This is a genomic window from Vibrio sp. 10N.261.51.C6 (genome assembly GCF_041471785.1).
Classification (GTDB): domain Bacteria; phylum Pseudomonadota; class Gammaproteobacteria; order Enterobacterales; family Vibrionaceae; genus Vibrio; species Vibrio crassostreae_C.
This window is the reverse complement of sequence record NZ_JBFRPB010000036.1, coordinates 11,322-27,858: the sequence shown is the minus strand read 5'-3', so window position 1 is coordinate 27,858 and position 16,537 is coordinate 11,322. Positions and strand designations below refer to the sequence as shown.

General features: G+C 45.1%; 13 protein-coding genes and 2 pseudogenes. 10 read left to right on the top strand and 5 right to left on the bottom strand.

From position 1 onward, the window contains the following. The first annotated feature begins 4 nt into the window (after nt 1–4). The 4 genes and pseudogenes from AB4375_RS10055 to AB4375_RS10040 all read left to right on the top strand — a co-directional run bounded on the left by AB4375_RS10055 (nt 5) and on the right by AB4375_RS10040 (nt 2,625). A complete protein-coding gene (locus AB4375_RS10055; RefSeq protein WP_017067917.1) occupies nt 5–898 on the top strand; it encodes a DMT family transporter in 894 nt (297 codons plus the stop codon). 48 nt (nt 899–946) lie between these two features. Continuing rightward, nucleotides 947–1,201: pseudogene (locus AB4375_RS10050) on the top strand (peptide ABC transporter substrate-binding protein); the annotation flags it as partial. Between the two features lie 410 nt (nt 1,202–1,611). Then, a complete protein-coding gene (locus tag AB4375_RS10045) occupies nt 1,612–2,115 on the top strand; it encodes an acyl-CoA thioesterase (RefSeq protein ID WP_019822926.1) in 504 nt (167 codons plus the stop codon). Between the two features lie 237 nt (nt 2,116–2,352). After that, the gene (locus AB4375_RS10040; RefSeq protein WP_019822928.1) at nt 2,353–2,625 is read left to right on the top strand and encodes a hypothetical protein; all 273 of its coding nucleotides are present in this window, start codon (nt 2,353–2,355) and stop codon (nt 2,623–2,625) included. A 561-nt stretch (nt 2,626–3,186) separates the two neighbouring features. Here the strand turns inward: AB4375_RS10040 and malG are convergent. From malG to malE, 3 genes are all read right to left on the bottom strand, one after another. Continuing rightward, nucleotides 3,187–4,077, bottom strand: coding sequence for a maltose ABC transporter permease MalG (gene malG, locus AB4375_RS10035; RefSeq protein WP_017060050.1), 891 nt, complete (start codon nt 4,075–4,077; stop codon nt 3,187–3,189). Between the two features lie 11 nt (nt 4,078–4,088). Then, nucleotides 4,089–5,660: a maltose ABC transporter permease MalF gene (malF, locus tag AB4375_RS10030; protein ID WP_017060049.1), complete on the bottom strand. Its 1,572-nt coding sequence runs from the start codon at nt 5,658–5,660 to the stop codon at nt 4,089–4,091. Nucleotides 5,661–5,741: 81 nt separating this feature from the next. Continuing rightward, nucleotides 5,742–6,926 carry a maltose/maltodextrin ABC transporter substrate-binding protein MalE gene (gene malE, locus AB4375_RS10025; RefSeq protein ID WP_017067915.1) on the bottom strand — a complete coding sequence of 395 codons (1,185 nt, stop codon included), beginning with the start codon at nt 6,924–6,926 and terminating at the stop codon, nt 5,742–5,744. A 664-nt stretch (nt 6,927–7,590) separates the two neighbouring features. Between malE and malK the strand changes: the two genes are divergently transcribed. Continuing rightward, on the top strand, nt 7,591–8,703 hold the full coding sequence (gene malK / locus AB4375_RS10020; RefSeq protein ID WP_017060047.1) for a maltose/maltodextrin ABC transporter ATP-binding protein MalK: 1,113 nt from the start codon (nt 7,591–7,593) through the stop codon (nt 8,701–8,703). Between the two features lie 258 nt (nt 8,704–8,961). Here the strand turns inward: malK and AB4375_RS10015 are convergent, their stop codons facing one another. Next, nucleotides 8,962–9,162: a hypothetical protein gene (locus AB4375_RS10015; protein ID WP_010431457.1), complete on the bottom strand. Its 201-nt coding sequence runs from the start codon at nt 9,160–9,162 to the stop codon at nt 8,962–8,964. Between the two features lie 208 nt (nt 9,163–9,370). After that, a pseudogene (locus AB4375_RS10010) lies at nt 9,371–11,287 on the bottom strand (methyl-accepting chemotaxis protein). Between the two features lie 456 nt (nt 11,288–11,743). Here AB4375_RS10010 and AB4375_RS10005 point away from each other — a divergent pair. From AB4375_RS10005 to AB4375_RS09985, 5 genes are all read left to right on the top strand, one after another. After that, nucleotides 11,744–12,700, top strand: coding sequence for a MoxR family ATPase (locus AB4375_RS10005; protein WP_017064262.1), 957 nt, complete (start codon nt 11,744–11,746; stop codon nt 12,698–12,700). 10 nt (nt 12,701–12,710) lie between these two features. Next, entirely contained in the window at nt 12,711–13,637 is a 927-nt protein-coding gene (locus tag AB4375_RS10000; protein ID WP_017060044.1) for a DUF58 domain-containing protein, read from the top strand. Further along, nucleotides 13,634–14,119: a DUF4381 domain-containing protein gene (locus AB4375_RS09995; protein ID WP_372051478.1), complete on the top strand. Its 486-nt coding sequence runs from the start codon at nt 13,634–13,636 to the stop codon at nt 14,117–14,119. Before AB4375_RS10000 ends, AB4375_RS09995 begins: the two co-directional genes overlap by 4 nt. Next, a complete protein-coding gene (locus tag AB4375_RS09990) occupies nt 14,112–15,119 on the top strand; it encodes a VWA domain-containing protein (protein WP_017060042.1) in 1,008 nt (335 codons plus the stop codon). Before AB4375_RS09995 ends, AB4375_RS09990 begins: the two co-directional genes overlap by 8 nt. Next, nucleotides 15,112–16,537, top strand: a 1,426-nt coding sequence (locus AB4375_RS09985) for a VWA domain-containing protein (protein WP_372051477.1), incomplete at its 3' end; no start/stop codon positions are given. The genes AB4375_RS09990 and AB4375_RS09985, both read left to right, overlap by 8 nt.

Genomic DNA, 16,537 nt, shown 5'->3' with positions numbered 1-16,537 from the left:
TCACATGCATTACCTATTACCATTTTTTACAGTCTGTATCTGGGGCGCCAATGCAATCGTCAACAAGCTTGCTGCAAGCACCATAGAACCTAGCGCAATGAGTTTTTACCGCTGGTTTTTTGCGATGTTAATTCTCACGCCTTTCTGTATTCGCCCAGTGATGAAGCAGTGGGCTGTCATTAAGCCAAACTTATCGAAATTAGCGTTCCTCGGCTTTTTGGGCATGGTGTTGAACCAATCTCTAGGTTACTACGCAGGCTTAACCACAACCGCCTCTAACATGGCATTAATCACTTCTTTGGTTCCATTGGTCAGTGTATTTCTGAGCGTTCCTTTGTTGCATAAGTCCATTTCTAGTTTGAGTATTGTGGGTGGTGTGTTGTCACTGTCAGGCTTAGCTCTGATGTTAGGTAAAGGCGATCCTTTGTTCTTCATCCATCAAGAATTGACCCAAGGCGATGGCTATATGCTGATTGCGGCCTTTGTTTATGCTTCTTACTGTGTGCTCTTGAAACGCTGGAAAATGCCAATCAGTAGCTGGGTGGTGATTTACATTCAGGGTCTGTTTGCTGTCGCGATGCTTACGCCACTTTGGCTTACCAGCGAACAACTTTTACCACCGCAACAAGCGATCCCATTGATTGCTTACGCCGCAGTTGCCGCTTCGATTTTAGCACCTTGGATGTGGGTGAAAGCGATTGACACCATTGGTGCTGACTCAAGCGCGATGTTCATGAACTTGCTTCCGGTTGTTGCGATCGTATTAGCTGCGACATGGCTTGGCGAAGAAATTAACCAGTTCCACATCATTGGCGGTGTGATGGTGATTTCAGGTGTCATCCTTGCTCAAATCAGAAGAAAACCAAGGCTTGAGGCTCCTCTCCCTCAACAAAGCTAAACGCATTACCCAACGCTCACATTAGGGTAAAAATTCAAACTCACGTTTCACACAGCAAATGAGAGTAGCTACTGTAATCCATACTATGATGAGCTCTTACAGCAAGCGAGTAAAACGGAAGATTAGTCTAAACGCTTTGCTTTATATCAGCACGATGAGTCGTTACTCAACTATTCTTCAGCAGTTATACCTTTATATCATTACAATCACACACGATTAGTGCGAAATACACTAAAAGGCTTCCCAAACAATAATCCGAAAGGAAATATCTACGCGAAGGATCTATACTTCATAAAAGAGTAAAAGTGAGCTGAAGAATAAATAGTTTTAACTACCACTTTAGTGGTAATTGCGATAAAGTCACTTTAACTAAACCAAACAAGCAACGGTTAGTTGGCAAACAATAAAAGGTACCGACATGAGTACCTAAAGGCTTAGAAACACCTAGCATTACGCTAGGTGTTTTTTTTTTTTGCAATCGACCTATCTAGTGACTTAATCAGTATTTCTATTCTCTTGCTTGATATCACTTCATCCATGTTTGCCATTCGCCTGATACGCCTTTAAGCACCAATATTCATCAACTGATCATCTGTTTGAAAAAAATAGTCTTAACCATGAGATTATCCGCTTTAACTTATGTCATCTTAAGTATATTGTTACTAGCAAGTAACAAGCATGTTACGCAGAAAAATAATAATGAAGGAAGATAGATGAGCAGTAGCAATAGCCGACAAGATGGTAAACGAGACGTTACTCTGCGTTTTTTAGCTGAACCCGGGGATGTGAACTTTGGTGGTAAAGTTCATGGTGGTGCAGCAATGAAGTGGATCGATTTAGCAGCCTACGCTTGTTCCGCAGGTTGGAGCGGTAAATACTGTATAACAGCCTATGCAGGCGGAATTCGATTCGTTGCCCCAATTCATGTAGGCAACCTTGTGGAAGTAAGTGCAAAGGTCATTTACACAGGTTCATCTTCAATGCATATCGCTATCGACGTGCAAGCAAGCGACCCTAAAGAGCTCAATAACCGCCTAACAACTCACTGTATCGTTATTATGGTCGCTGTCGATGAGAATGGTAATCCGACTAAAGTGCCAGAGTGGATACCAGAGACGCCAGAAGACATCGAATTACGAGATTCGGCTATTCGCCTAATGAACATGCGAAAACAGATTGGTGAAGAGATGGAAGCTCACGTGAAGTACCTTAAGTAAGGTCCACCAGCTGCCCTCCCCCTACAAAACCTTATTACAATGCCAAGCGCCTGCTTGGCATTGATCTATTTGATACCTTCGTGCTCTACACAGCCAAATCCGCTGCACACCCAATACAGACGATAAGAGCGTGATACCCAGCCAAAGGTTGAAATGAATCGGCACTTGTTCGCTGATTTATTTTGACTGTAATAAAGTCGTCATTTTGCTCTGATTAAATACCGCCAATCATAATAGATGCATTTGAATTTCTTGGAGCCACTCTTGAGCGTCATACGCCCCACTCTTAGCGAGTCTACACTGAACAATTTAAAGGCTGTTGAGTACCAATGGGTTAGAACTTTGTACGTCGAAGGCTACGACAGCAATGAAATCAACCACTATATCCAAACGTGTTTCGGTGGAGATCCGACATTTGCCGATCTATTTCGTCGCGTGGCACTCGATCAAGAAAGCATCTATGTGCTATTGCAACACTTAGGTTGTGCTCCTTCTAGTAAAGAGTTCTAACTTCTAAGTCCCACCAAAAACCAGAAGCATAAATAAACCTACATCCATAACCCACATGAATGTCACTTGAATGTTCTGTAACTACCTCTCGCTTACCCATACATTTTCAGTGCAATTTCAGGTTTTGTTGCATACAAATCATTGAAGTATCACGCATTGGAATATTCACAACATATCAATAGTACAACAGCCACTTATACTGAGTGTCTGATTTGTGAGACTAGTTCATTTCTACAAGTAACCAAAATGAAGTGGTCGGTATTTAGGAGAGAAGTAACTCGAAACTTTGGGTTTTAAAGTAGATATGAGCGCGATAGTTAACGAGTAACGCTGACACAAAAAACAAAAAATAGCTGGCATAAAAAAACCCAAGTAAATACTTGGGTTAGAGTTACAAAAACCACTAATCATTAATAGCGTAAGGAACCTGATTAGTAGCCAGCTATGCGTAACCTGAGGGTTATTTTTATTACTGATCGGCGGCCAAACCAAATGATGTAATAAAAATGCCAATATAGAGCGACCTAACGGTCGCTCTTTTTCTTTCTTATAGAGTACAGCTTATCCTTTTACACCACCTGCCGTCAAACCACCAACTAACCAACGTTGAGCAAGTAAGAACACGATAGTAATCGGAAGTGCTGATAGTACAGCCGCTGCCGCAAAGTCACCCCATAGGTAGTTCTGAGGGTATAGGTACTGCTGCATACCTACTGCTAGCGTGTAAGAGTTCACATCTGTAAGTAGGATAGACGCTACTGGCACCTCACCCACTGTCGCGATGAAAGATAGGATAAACACAACCGCTAGGATTGGCACAGACAGCGGTAGTAGAACCAGTCTGAATGCTTGCCAAGGCGTTGCACCATCAAGGGCTGCTGCCTCTTCCAGAGAGTTATCAATCGTCTCAAAGTAACCCTTAATCGTCCATACGTGCAGTGCAATACCACCTAGGTAAGAGAAGATTAGACCACCGTGTGTGTTCAAGCCTAAAAACGGAATGTATTGACCAAGTTTGTCAAACAGCGCGTAGATTGCTACTAGAGCCAATACTGCTGGGAACATTTGGAAAATCATCATCGCTTTCAGGATTGTGTTCTTACCTTTAAAGCGCATACGAGCAAACGCGTAAGCCGATGTCGTAGACAGTGTCACAATCAGAATCGATGTGATACCTGCAACCTTCACTGAGTTCCATAACCAAGTTAGCACAGGGAACGGAGGTGACGTTACCGAGCCATCTGCGTTCGTTACTGACATACCCAATGCTAACTTCCAGTGTTCCAATGATGGGTTATCTGGAATCAAACTACCGGTTGCGAAGTTACCTTCACGGAACGAGATCGCGATGATCATCAGTAGTGGGAAGATAATCATTGCCAAGAAGCACCACAACACTGCATGCGTTGCCCACACTCGGTATTTAAGGCCTTTACCTTGTACCATAGCCATTGTCGTGCTCCTTAATCTTGAGACAGTTTAGTGAAACGAAGGTTTAGTAACGCTAGTGCACCAACCAATAGAAAGATAAGCGTTGCGATAGCACTTGCTAGACCGAAGTCTTGACCGCCGCCGCCTTCGAATGCAATTCGGTACGTGTAGCTTACAAGCAAGTCTGTGTAACCCGCTGGCTCAGAAGTACCAATCATGTTCGGGCCACCGTTCGTCAATAGTTGAATCATTACGAAGTTGTTGAAGTTAAAGGCAAACGCTGCAATCAATAGCGGTGTAAGCGGTTTAATCATCAATGGGAACGTAATGCGCTTGAAGTTATCAAGGAAGTTCGCACCATCGATTGCTGACGCTTCGTATAAATCATCAGGAATCGCTTTAAGCAGACCCATACATAGAATCATCATGTAAGGGAAACCTAGCCATGTGTTAACCATCAACACCATGGTTTTCGCTAAGATAGGGTCTGAGAACCAGTTCGGGCTTAAGCCGAAGATATTCTCGAGCACCATGTTGATCTCACCAAAGCTTTGGTTGAATAGACCCTTAAAGATAAGAATCGAGATAAACGCGGGTACGGCGTAAGGCAGAATCAGTAGAACACGATAAATAGAACGACCTTTCAACTCTTCCCATTGCACGATGTTAGCCAATACAAGGCCGATAACTAGCGTGAACGCTACGGTACATACCGAGAAGATAACCGTCCAAATAAAGATGCTGATAAACGGTTCTTTAATGCCGTCATCTTTCCATACACGCTCAAAGTTATGCGTACCAATGCTAACCACGAAACCTGGAGAGATGGTATTACCCGTAAACTCACCATTTGCATCAACAGGCTGGTAGAAACCCACATCCATATTTGGCTTGAGAACTTCACCCGTTTCATTGTTGATTAACGTTTCTTCATCGTCTTGTAGCGTGTAAAGCGGAGCAACAGAAGCAAACTTACGTAAGCCACTCATGCGGATGTCACCACCGTCAGGTAGATTGAAATCAACACCACTGATTGCTGCTCGGTTTTGAATGATCGCTTTGATCTTCTCTTTTTCACCTTGCGCAGACTCAATAACAGATAGGTCCATCTCTGTTTCTGTCATATTGTCTAGAGAAAATACGTCAGTCGCTAACAGTTGATCGCCATCTTTTACAACGATCTGGTGACCGTCATCTGTCTTGTACAATGTAAATGGGTAGCTCTCACCGCTTTGGAAAGAACGGTCTAAAAGAACGGTTTGAGTACGCTCTAGAGAAAGTTGGTTTTTCGCGCTGTAGTTAGTAAACGCAAGCCCTACGGTGTATGCCAATGGGAAAAGAATGAACAAGATCATTCCGGCAATACCTGGGTAAATATAACGGTGGGCGTAAGTTTTTTTACTACCAAAAATGTAAAGTGCCAAAGCCGTTAAGATCACTGTAAGCAGCGCAAAAGCGAGCTCACCGCGAGAATACATTAGAATTGTAGCGTAGCCGTTTATTAAGCCAACGCTACCAAGCAACCCCCATTTAATGAAGACGCTTTTACTGCCTGGAAGGCTTGATGGTGCTGGGATAGCATCTGTACCTTGAACTGACTGCATAGAGGAACCTGCTAGCGATATAGATAAAAAATAGAAAAGTAAGGAGAGGTTACCCTCTCCTTAAAAGGTAGTGCCTGGGTGTTACTTAACCATACGACCTTCAGCAGCTTTTAGTGCTTGGTCTACTGATTGACGGCCGTCAACTACGTTGCCGATCGCTTCTTCCATGCTGTACCAGAATGTTGTGAACTGAGGGATGTTAGGCATGATTTCACCGTTCATCGCGTTGTCCATTGTTGCTGCAATACGAGTATCGCTGTCTAGTTGACGTTGGAAAGAGTTAAGAGCAACAGCGCCTAGTGGCTTGTCGTCGTTCAGGCTCTTCATACCTTCATCTGTTAGTAGGTAGTTTTCCATGAACTCAACAGCTAGGTCGCGGTTTGGAGACGCAGTGCTGATACCACCCGCCCATACACCAACGAAAGGTTTAGACGCTTTACCGTTGAACTTAGGTAGTGTTGTTACGCCGTAGTCTACGCCAGCTTTCTTGATGTTTTCCCAACCCCAAGGGCCGTTGATTGTCATTGCAACGTTACCTGCAACGAATTCAGACTCAGCTACTGAGTAATCCATGTCTGCAGAGATAACTTTGTCTTGTACCATCTTCTCGATGAAACCTAGAGACTTCTGAACACCTTCAGTCGCTACGCCCGCATCTTTAATGTCGTAACCTTCTGCAGTCTGTTTGAATGCGTAGCCGCCGTCAGCTGCAAGTAGAGGCCATGTGAAGTAAGCGCCGCCACGTAAAGGCCACATGATCGCTTTCTTGCCGTCTTTCTGAAGTTCAGCGTTAAGTGCTGGGATTTCTTCCCAAGACTTAGGTGGGTTAGGAACAAGTGCTTTGTTGTAAATTAGGGAAACTGACTCAACAGCAACAGGGTATGCGATTGTTTTACCCTCGTATGAAACAGCGTCCCATGCGAAGTCTACGATACCTTCTTTAGTTTCTTTAGAAGGTTTGATATCAACAAGAAGTCCCGCTTCTGCATAGCCGCCAAAACGGTCATGTGCGTAGAAGATCATGTCTGGGCCATCGCCAGCTGCTGCTACTTGAGGGAATTTTTCTTCTAGCTTGTCAGGGAAAGCGACGGTTACTTTAACACCAGTATCTTCTTCGAAGCGTTTACCTACTTCAGCCATGCCTTCATAAGCTTTGTCACCACCTACCCAGATTGTTAGTTGTCCTTCTTCGATAGCAGCATTTGCACCAAAAGAACCCAGAGCAACTATTGTACCTAGAGCTACAGCGCTTAGAGCGTTTTTCATGTGAATATCCTTTTTATATTTATACGTAGGGCACATCTACCAAGATGAGCCAGTTTTCGGAGGTTATGATCTGAGAAAACAGACCCTAGCTCATCATCCTAGCCACTACGCCCTAGCTATTATGGCTTAAATTCGTGATCGCCATCCGGTCAGATTAGAGACTGCAATCACAAAACGTATACTCATCGTGATCAACATCACCGTTACGTGGTGGATTTATTTGAACTGGATCGCCAATTATTAATAACCCCGTATATCTACTCCTCCCCTCCTACTCCCCCTAGTTAATTTCCCATTGGGAGGATGTACCCTTACGCCATTTCACCGAAACTGCATTCATCCAAGAGTGGATAGTAAGAACCCTTTACCGGCAAGTGTTATGCGTTGACGCATTATTCATTTAGTTGGCTTCACTGCCCGCTGGTGTCTTATATTAGCATCGAGCTAAATCTGTGATTGAATCACGGGGGAGGTTTAGCTGGATGTGGGGGAAATGGGCATCAGTTTGGCTATGACGGGTGGGCTTGGTTAAAGAAGCCAAGTCTCACCCACTTTTTTCTTACTCACTCAATACTTACCAATTCCTACAGTTACTGCTGACCCAAAAATTTCTTATAATGATAAGCAGTAAAACTTAAAATTTGATCGATCGAGGACAAGCTAGATGGCGAGTGTCACGTTAAAAAACGTTTATAAATCATATGGTGATGTACAGATTTCTAAGGACGTAACCTTAGACATCAACGAAGGTGAATTCGTAGTATTCGTTGGACCATCAGGTTGTGGTAAATCGACGCTATTACGTTGTATCGCAGGTCTAGAAGACATTACGTCTGGTGATTTGTACATTGGCGACCAACGCATGAATGACGTTGAACCGTCAAAGCGTGGCGTAGGTATGGTATTCCAGTCTTATGCGCTTTACCCTCACCTTAACCTATACGACAACATGTCTTTCGGTCTTAAGCTAGCAAACGCAAATAAAGCTGAGATCGACAAACGCGTTGAACATGCTGCAGAAATCCTTCAGCTTGGTCACCTTCTTGAGCGCCAACCTAAAGCGCTTTCTGGTGGTCAACGTCAACGTGTTGCGATTGGTCGTACTCTGGTTTCTCAACCAAACGTATTCCTACTTGATGAGCCTTTATCAAACCTAGATGCCGCGCTACGTGTTCAAATGCGTTCGCAAATCACCAAGCTACAGCGTCAACTGGGTTGTACCATGATCTACGTTACCCACGACCAAGTGGAAGCGATGACAATGGCGGATAAGATCGTTGTTCTGGATGGTGGTTATGTATCTCAAGTCGGTAAGCCGCTTGACCTTTACCACTACCCTCAAAACCGTTTCGTTGCTGGCTTTATTGGCTCACCGAAGATGAACTTCATGTCGGTACACATTGAACAAGCTGAAGCAGAACGCGTATTGGTACAACTTTCTAATGGCATGACTTTCTGGATCCCTGTTGATGGTACGACTGTCAATGCTGGCGATCGTATGTCTCTGGGTATTCGCCCTGAACACTTGATGTCTGCTGAATCAGGTGACGCGACGATTGAAGCTGACGTGATGATGGTAGAGAAACTAGGTAACGAAACTCAGGTTTACCTAAACCTTGAAAGTGCCGATGCTGATGTTATCTATCGCCAGCCAGACACGTTGAAAATCGAATCAGGTGACAAGTTGGCGATTGGTATTCCAGCGCACCGTTGTCACCTGTTCCACAGCGATGGCCGCGCATGTCGTCGTTTGTACAAAGAATACGGCACAGACTAATCGCTTAGCCTTTTAGGATATAACTTACCCATATCGAATCCCTCTTACTCAGTAAGGGGGATTTTTTTATGTGCTGGATATTTTTATGTGTTGGATACGAGTTTCACTTACATTGAATAGTTCATGAGTCAGCCACTCGGTCTTTCGCTAGCGGCAATAAAAAAGGTCTAGCAAGCGCTAGACCTTTATCTGTTAGTTAGGCTATGAACCCAACCGCTAATATCACTTCTTTCAGACATGAAACCTGTCTAAATCAACTTAGTGAATTGGCGTATCATTCTGTTTGTTGAACTGGCCAAAATGCTTCTCTAACACTTCAGGAGTCAGTTTGCCTTCCGCCTCTAGTCGCTTGAACTCAGCAACAATTGCTTTTTGCTCTTCAAGTGATGGCAGTTTCACCTCAGGCTCATCGCCCATCTCTTGAGTCATCTGCTCTAGTTCTTTTTCAAAATCGCTCATGATACTTACCTAAATATTAAACCTAACGAGATTTTACTCATTTACGCCCTATGATGCTAGGGCGATTGAGTGCAAAGCCCGAAACCAGATCAAGCGAACGTCAGTTAGAAGAAAACAAGCACGTAAATAAAAAGAGCTGAATTCACGATTAAATGAATCCAGCTCTTAGTTTATGTATCTTTGTAAGCCATGCTACAGCTTAAAGGGATTAAAGCTTAAATGAACCAACCATCTTATCTAGACGAGACGATAGATCACGAAGCTCTTGGCTCGCTTCAGCAAGTTGCTCAGCCGTGCCCGTTGTCACTTCGTTGATTGCGTTAATCTCTTCAATGTTCTGGTTGATGGTGTGAACTACGGTTGATTGCTCTTCCGTTGCCGTTGCCACTTGAGTGTTACGGTCTGTGATATCAACGATACGGTCTGAAATGCCACTCAGCACGTCTACCGCTTCATCCGAAGCCGATACACCTTCAAGGGTAATCACCTTACCCGCACTCATTGCCGTTACCGCATCTTTAGCATCGCTTTGCAGTTGGTTGATCATCTTTTGAATCTCTTCCGTTGAATCTGCGGTACGGCTTGCTAGGTTACGTACTTCATCCGCTACAACCGCAAAACCACGACCTTGCTCACCAGCACGGGCGGCTTCAATTGCAGCGTTTAATGCGAGTAAGTTAGTTTGCTCTGAAATATCACGAATAACACCCAGAATAGAACCGATGTCTTGAGTTGTAGAAGCCAGTTGCTCTACTACCTGACCCGTGCTTTCAATATCTTGCGCCAAACGACTGATCGCGTCTTTTGCTTTGTTCACCACAGAGCGACCTACTTCCGTATTGCCTGAAGCTTGAGTTGCCGTTTCTGCTGCGGTTGCCGCGTTCGATGCAATCTCACTGATGGTCATACCCATTTGGTTAATGGCAGCTACGACTTGAAGGGTTTGGTCGCGCTGTTCTTGGCTGTTGTCGTGGGTGATGTGAGCTTTATTCGAAACACTCTCTGCAGCCACTTGAAGCGCTTGACTTGTCGAACACACCTCTTTCATCGACTCGTGAATCTTTTCAATGAATCCGTTGAAGCCTTTTGAAAGCTGTGCAATTTCATCGTTGCCTTTCACTTCGATACGCTGTGCAAGGTCACCGTCGCCTTCACCTAAGTCGCCGAAACGCTTAGCCAAAAGCTTGATCGGTTGAGTAATGCTGTTCGCCAGAACTACGCCCATTAGGATAAACACTAATGCCACAACCGCAGTCATGATCAGCATCTTCTGCGCTGTCGCATCTAACTCAGCAAACACTTCACCAGTCGGAACGACACCAATAACAAACCAGTCCATTGAAGACACATACAAGCTCGCCACGAACAGCTCTTGGCCTTGGCTTTCAGTGGTAATCAGGTTAAAACCCGACTTGTTCAGTAGTTGGCTTGCTTGAGGACCGTAAAGTTGTTGAAGTGAAGAGTCACTGCGAGAACGCTCACGGTGAATTTGAACATCACCTTGGCTATCGGTTAAGAATACGAAGCCGGTATTTTCAATCTTAAAGCCGTTCAGCAGGTTAACCATGTCATCCATCGACTTTGATAGACCAGACATCGCCAAACCAGAAGGTTGTTGATAGTTAGCAAACATCTTCACTTCGCCATTGGCTTCTTGGAACATGCTCACCATGGTCGGCTGTCCAGATTGCGTAAAGCCAAAGAACTAACCATCTTGCTGTTGGTTTAACTGACGCAGGAAACCATTTTGGTTCCAGTAGTAAGCCGTTTGACGGTTCGCCACTGAGGCATCGTTCAACTGATACTGGTTACGAACATTGTTCAGCTGTTTAACCAGTTTATTTTCTAGTGCCGGATCGCGATCGGTCGATTCGATAGCATCAGAAATAAATTCATTTGAAGCAATTTGCTCCGCCGCTAGTAATAGCTGAGAGACTTCTCGGTCAATTTCACCATTGATTCGCTCTAGCATTCCTGGAAGTTCAATATCGATCAATCGATGACTTAATACATCTCTTGCTTGTTGTTGTGCCATTGCGCCGACAATCACTGTCGATGCAAGAACCGCAAAGGTAATTCCAAGTACAACTTTTTGCTTGATACTCAGAGAGTTAGTTTTAAACATATTTGGACCTTTAAAAAGAATCGCTCGTTATTGGTATACCCTGAACAGGACTTTTCTAGTGCACTCCAACAAGCAATGCACAATCTGAGTGATGTATCGGCCACAACCAATAAAACTAGAGACTTTCTTCTCAAAAAACTGCAAATATGATGTAACAATTAGAAATATTCACCTTGAGCATGAATTAACTAAGCAAATACCGCATTGTCGAGAGTCAATTTTAGTTCTCCCCCCCTGAGACCCAACCGAACTCAAACCACTCCCCACCGCCGAGCTTTTGTATATAAAAACCAATTGATATAGTAATAATCACAACCTAACGATTTTTTTAGCTAACCACTTGTAAATATTTCCAATTTTGAAAAAATAAATTACGCAAATGTACTGGAACTTTTTCCTCGAAATCAGTGACCAATACTCAAAATAAAAATCAAATGGATACCCAGAGAGTCCAAAATGCACAAAACAAATTTCGAAGTCCTTCAAAACTATCTAGAGTCTCAAATCATTGGTCAAAAAGAGCTCGTTAAGCAACTGATGATCGCCCTTTTAGCGGATGGTCATATCCTCGTTGAAGGACCTCCCGGCTTAGCAAAAACTCGCGCAGTAAAATCATTGGCTGATTGTGTTGAGGGTCACTTCCACCGCATTCAATTCACTCCCGATCTGTTACCTGCTGATTTGACGGGTACCGACATCTTCCGTCCTGAGACTGGGGAGTTCACTTTCCAATCAGGCCCGATTTTCAACTCGCTGATTCTAGCGGATGAGATCAACCGAGCTCCGGCGAAAGTTCAAGCGGCAATGCTGGAAGCGATGGCAGAGAAACAAGTAACTGCCGGTCGAAAAACCTATGCGCTGCCTGAGTTGTTCTTGGTAATGGCAACACAGAACCCAATTGAACAAGAAGGGACTTACCCGCTACCGGAAGCTCAGTTAGACCGATTCTTGCTTCACCTAGAGGTTGAATACCCAGATATGGAAAGCGAGCTTGAGATCTTACGACTCAACCGTGGTGAGGCTCAAGGTAACGAATCAGCTCAGCCACAACAGATATCTCAGCAAACGATCTTTGAAGCGCGCCAAGAAGTGCTCAACATTCACATGGCAGACACCATTGAGCAGTACATCATCAGACTGGTTATGGCGACTCGCCAACCTAAGCAATACAGTGACCAACTTGATCAATGGTTAGACATGGGTGTCAGCCCGCGTGCAACCATTGCGTTAGACCGTTGTGCCCGCGCTCACGCTTGGCTTGCAGGACGAGATTACGTCACTCCACAAGACGTTCAAGCGATGGCATTCCCTGTGTTACGCCACCGTCTACTGCGCAGCTACCACGCACAAGCTGAAGGTGTCACCGCAAACCAAGTGATCGCACACCTTATTTCATTGGTTGGCAGCGCATAGGGATACGCGCATGAATAATCAACTACCCAACCATAGTGACGGCGTCACGTTAAACCTGGACGAACTTCTGCAATACAAAGCGCAGTCTGTTCGCTGGTTGCCTCCCGCCAAGAGCCTTTGGTCACAGCTTAACGGCCAACACGAGAGCAACCGTAAAGGTCGCGGGATGAATTTCTCTGAAGTTCGTCAATATCAAGCGGGAGATGACATTCGCAGCATTGATTGGCGTGTAACAGCCAGAACGGGCAAAGCGCATACCAAACTTTTCTCTGAAGAACGAGAACAGCCTGTCATTTTATTCTTGGATCTATCAAGCAGTATGATTTTCGGCTCAACCTTGTTGCTGAAATCGGTTCAACTTGCACACTTTGCTAGCCAACTGTGCTGGCTTACTGTGGCTCAAAAAGATCGAATTGGCGCGGTGATCGATACTGGCAAAGAGGTCATTGAGATTAAGCCAAGTGCAAGCAACCATGCTCCACTGCGTATTTTGCAAAAAGTCATAGAAATCAATAATACGGCACTGACTAATCACGACAATCATAATGACACGACCTTAGAGCATGGACTGAAATCTCTGCACCAGCTTTGCCCTAAAGGAAGCGATATTATTATGCTCAGTGACTTTGTGCGTTACCAAGAAAGTGACTACTCACTTATCAGTCAAATTCGCCGACACAACAGAGTACGTCTTGTGCATTTCTACGACCCGCTAGAGCAAGGTGAAACCACCTATAAAGGCTCTAAACAGGTCACCGATGGCAGCAAAACTCAATGGTTTAATTTCTCTTCTAATAAAGAAAAGCAAAAGCTTAACCATGCTTTTTCGCTTAAGAAACAGCAGCTGCAACAGATGGGGTTATCTCTCGCGATACCTTATAGCTCGCTGTCGAGTGCGCAGTCACTCATGAGCCAGATATCAGGAGCTCAGTCATGAAACAGCCCTTAGATTTAAGTCCGGTGATTGCGCCAGACGCCCCGACTTGGTGGCCTTTGGCGTGGGGTTGGTGGGCAGTGGTTATCACAGCCATTGCCCTGATTGCTTTGGTGTTTTTCATTCTAAAACGTAGAAAAAACAATCAACAGGCGAAACAAGAAGCGCTGTCTTACTTTAGCAATAGTCAGTCCCAAGATGGCTTGTCTCCGAGCAAAGCACAACGCATCCTTCGTCAAGCAGCACTGAGCTATTTCCCTCGTGAAAAAATTGCAGGTTTGTCTGGTGATGATTGGTTGAAGTTCTTAGATGCGCAATTGGCGAAGCCGTTATTTGTAGCAAAACAATCCCAGTGGCAACAAGCGCTCTATCAAGATGTAGCCCTAATGAACGACGAACAGAAAAAGGCTCAACAGCAATTGGTTAATGATTGCGAAACTTGGCTTCTTAAAGCCCTTCCTCCTAAGCGAGGTCGTTATGAGTGATTTTCTAAGCCCTATGTTTCTAAGCGGGGACTTGCTAAACATCGAGTTCGTTTGGTGGTGGATGTTCTTCATCGCGCCACTGCCGTTGCTCGTTTACTTGTTCTCACCAAAGTCAGAATCAAGCCATGTCCTAAGACTTCCATTTCTGCCAGAAGACAGTAATACCAAAACACCGAGCAGTCGCTTACCAAAGGCGTTGTCCGTGATTATCTGGCTTCTGCTGGTTACGGCGAGCGCGCGCCCTGTATGGTATGGCGAACCGGTAGAGTTTCAACCGAAACATCGTGATTTGATGTTGGTTGTCGACCTCTCCTACTCGATGAGCCAAGAAGACATGCAGTTCAATGGCGAATACATCGACCGCTTGTCGGCGGTGAAACGCGTATTGAGTGACTTTATTGAGCGACGAAAAGGCGACCGAGTTGGACTGGTGTTATTTGCTGATCACGCCTACTTGCAGACCCCGCTTACGCTAGATAGAGATACGCTTTCACAACAGCTCAATCAAGCGGTGTTAAAGCTGATTGGTACTCAAACCGCGATTGGTGATGGTATTGGTCTTGCCACCAAAACCTTTGTCGATAGCGATGCGCCCCAACGTGTAATGATTCTACTCAGCGACGGCAGTAATACCGCCGGGGTATTAGACCCATTAGAAGCGGCGGATATTGCAAAGAAATACGACGCAACGATTTACACCGTGGGTGTCGGTGCAGGCGAGATGATGGTCAAAGAGTTCTTCATGACGCGCAAAGTCAATACTGCTCAAGACTTGGATGAACGTACACTAATAGAAATTGCCAAACGCACCGGCGGTCAGTACTTCCGAGCGCGTGACAGCAAAGAGTTAGCGACGATTTACGACACCATTAACCAGTTAGAGCCCGTGACGAACGCCACTAAGATCTGGCGACCGCAACAAGAGTGGTTTGTATGGCCACTGTCGGCGGCAATGTTCTTCGCATTTATGCTGTTAGCCATTAGGAGAAACAATGTCTAACTTTACTTTTATCTACCCATATTGGTTCTTGGCGCTTGCCGTGCTGCCCGCTATTTGGTGGCTGAGCAAGACACAGTCCAAACAAGGATTACTCGCGTCACACATCGCCCGTTACTTGGCGCCAGAATCAAGCAAGCCATCGAAAAATCGCAGTACTTACTTCGGTATTTGGTGGCTGGTCGGCGTTATTGCGTTAGCTGGGCCAAGCTTCGAGAAAAACGAACAACCAAGCTTTGAAAAAACGCAGGCACGAGTTGTGATCATGGATATGTCGATGTCTATGTATGCCACCGACATTAAGCCGAATCGCTTAACTCAAGCGCGATACAAGGCTCTGGATCTGCTTTCATTGTGGAAAGAAGGGCTAACAGGCATGGTGGCGTATGCTGGGGATGCTTACACCATTAGCCCGCTAACGTCAGACATCAACACCATCAAAAACCTAGTGCCTAACCTATCGCCAGATATCATGCCTTATCAAGGTGGTGATGCCGCATCAGCCGTTAAGCTTGCGATTGATATGATGACTCGCGCGAAGATCTACCAAGGTGATTTGGTATTGATTGCTGATGACATCGATGACCAAGAGAAGAAGCAGATCGACTCCCTACTCTCTGGCAACGATTGGACATTGTCGATTCTAGCTGTAGGGAGTGAAAACGGTGCGCCAATCTCGTTACCTACGGGGTCGATGCTGCAAAGCGACTCAGGACAAACCGTGGTGGCAAGAACCAACTTGAAGAACATGCGCGAGCTTACACGCAGCTATGGTGGCACGTTCACTGAAGTTCAATTTGATAACTCAGATGTTGAACACATCGCGAGCTACCTCGACCGCGTTGCAACAACATCGGAAGTAACCAAGACCAAGAACTCACTCAACACCAGAGTGAACAACGGTTTCTGGTTACTGCCTTTGCTATTACTTCCGGCACTTGGATTATTCAGGAAAGGGGTTATTTGGTGTGCCTTAGCTGGAGTTATCTCTTTTAGCCAACCAAATACTGCGTTTGCGAACCCGTGGAAAACCAATGATCAAGTAGGCTATCAGCTGTATCAGGACGAGGACTTCCAACAAGCTGCTGAACAGTTCACCCAACAAGAGTGGAAAGGCATTGCTCAATACAAAGCCGGTGATTTCGAAGCCGCAGAGCAGACGCTGCAAGAGCTTTCTAGTGAAGATGCTCGCTACAACCTTGCTAACGCTCAAGCCCAACAAGGTAAGTACGACCAAGCGATCCAAGAGTATCAACGTATTCTTGAAAGCAACCCTGAACATGCTTATGCCAAGAAGAACCTAGAGATTGTCGAACAGGCTCAGAAGCAACAGCAACAGCAACAGCAACAGCAACAGCAACAGCAAGGCGATTCTGACTCCAAAGACCAGAAAGACCAAAATCAGCAAGGTCAGCAAGGTC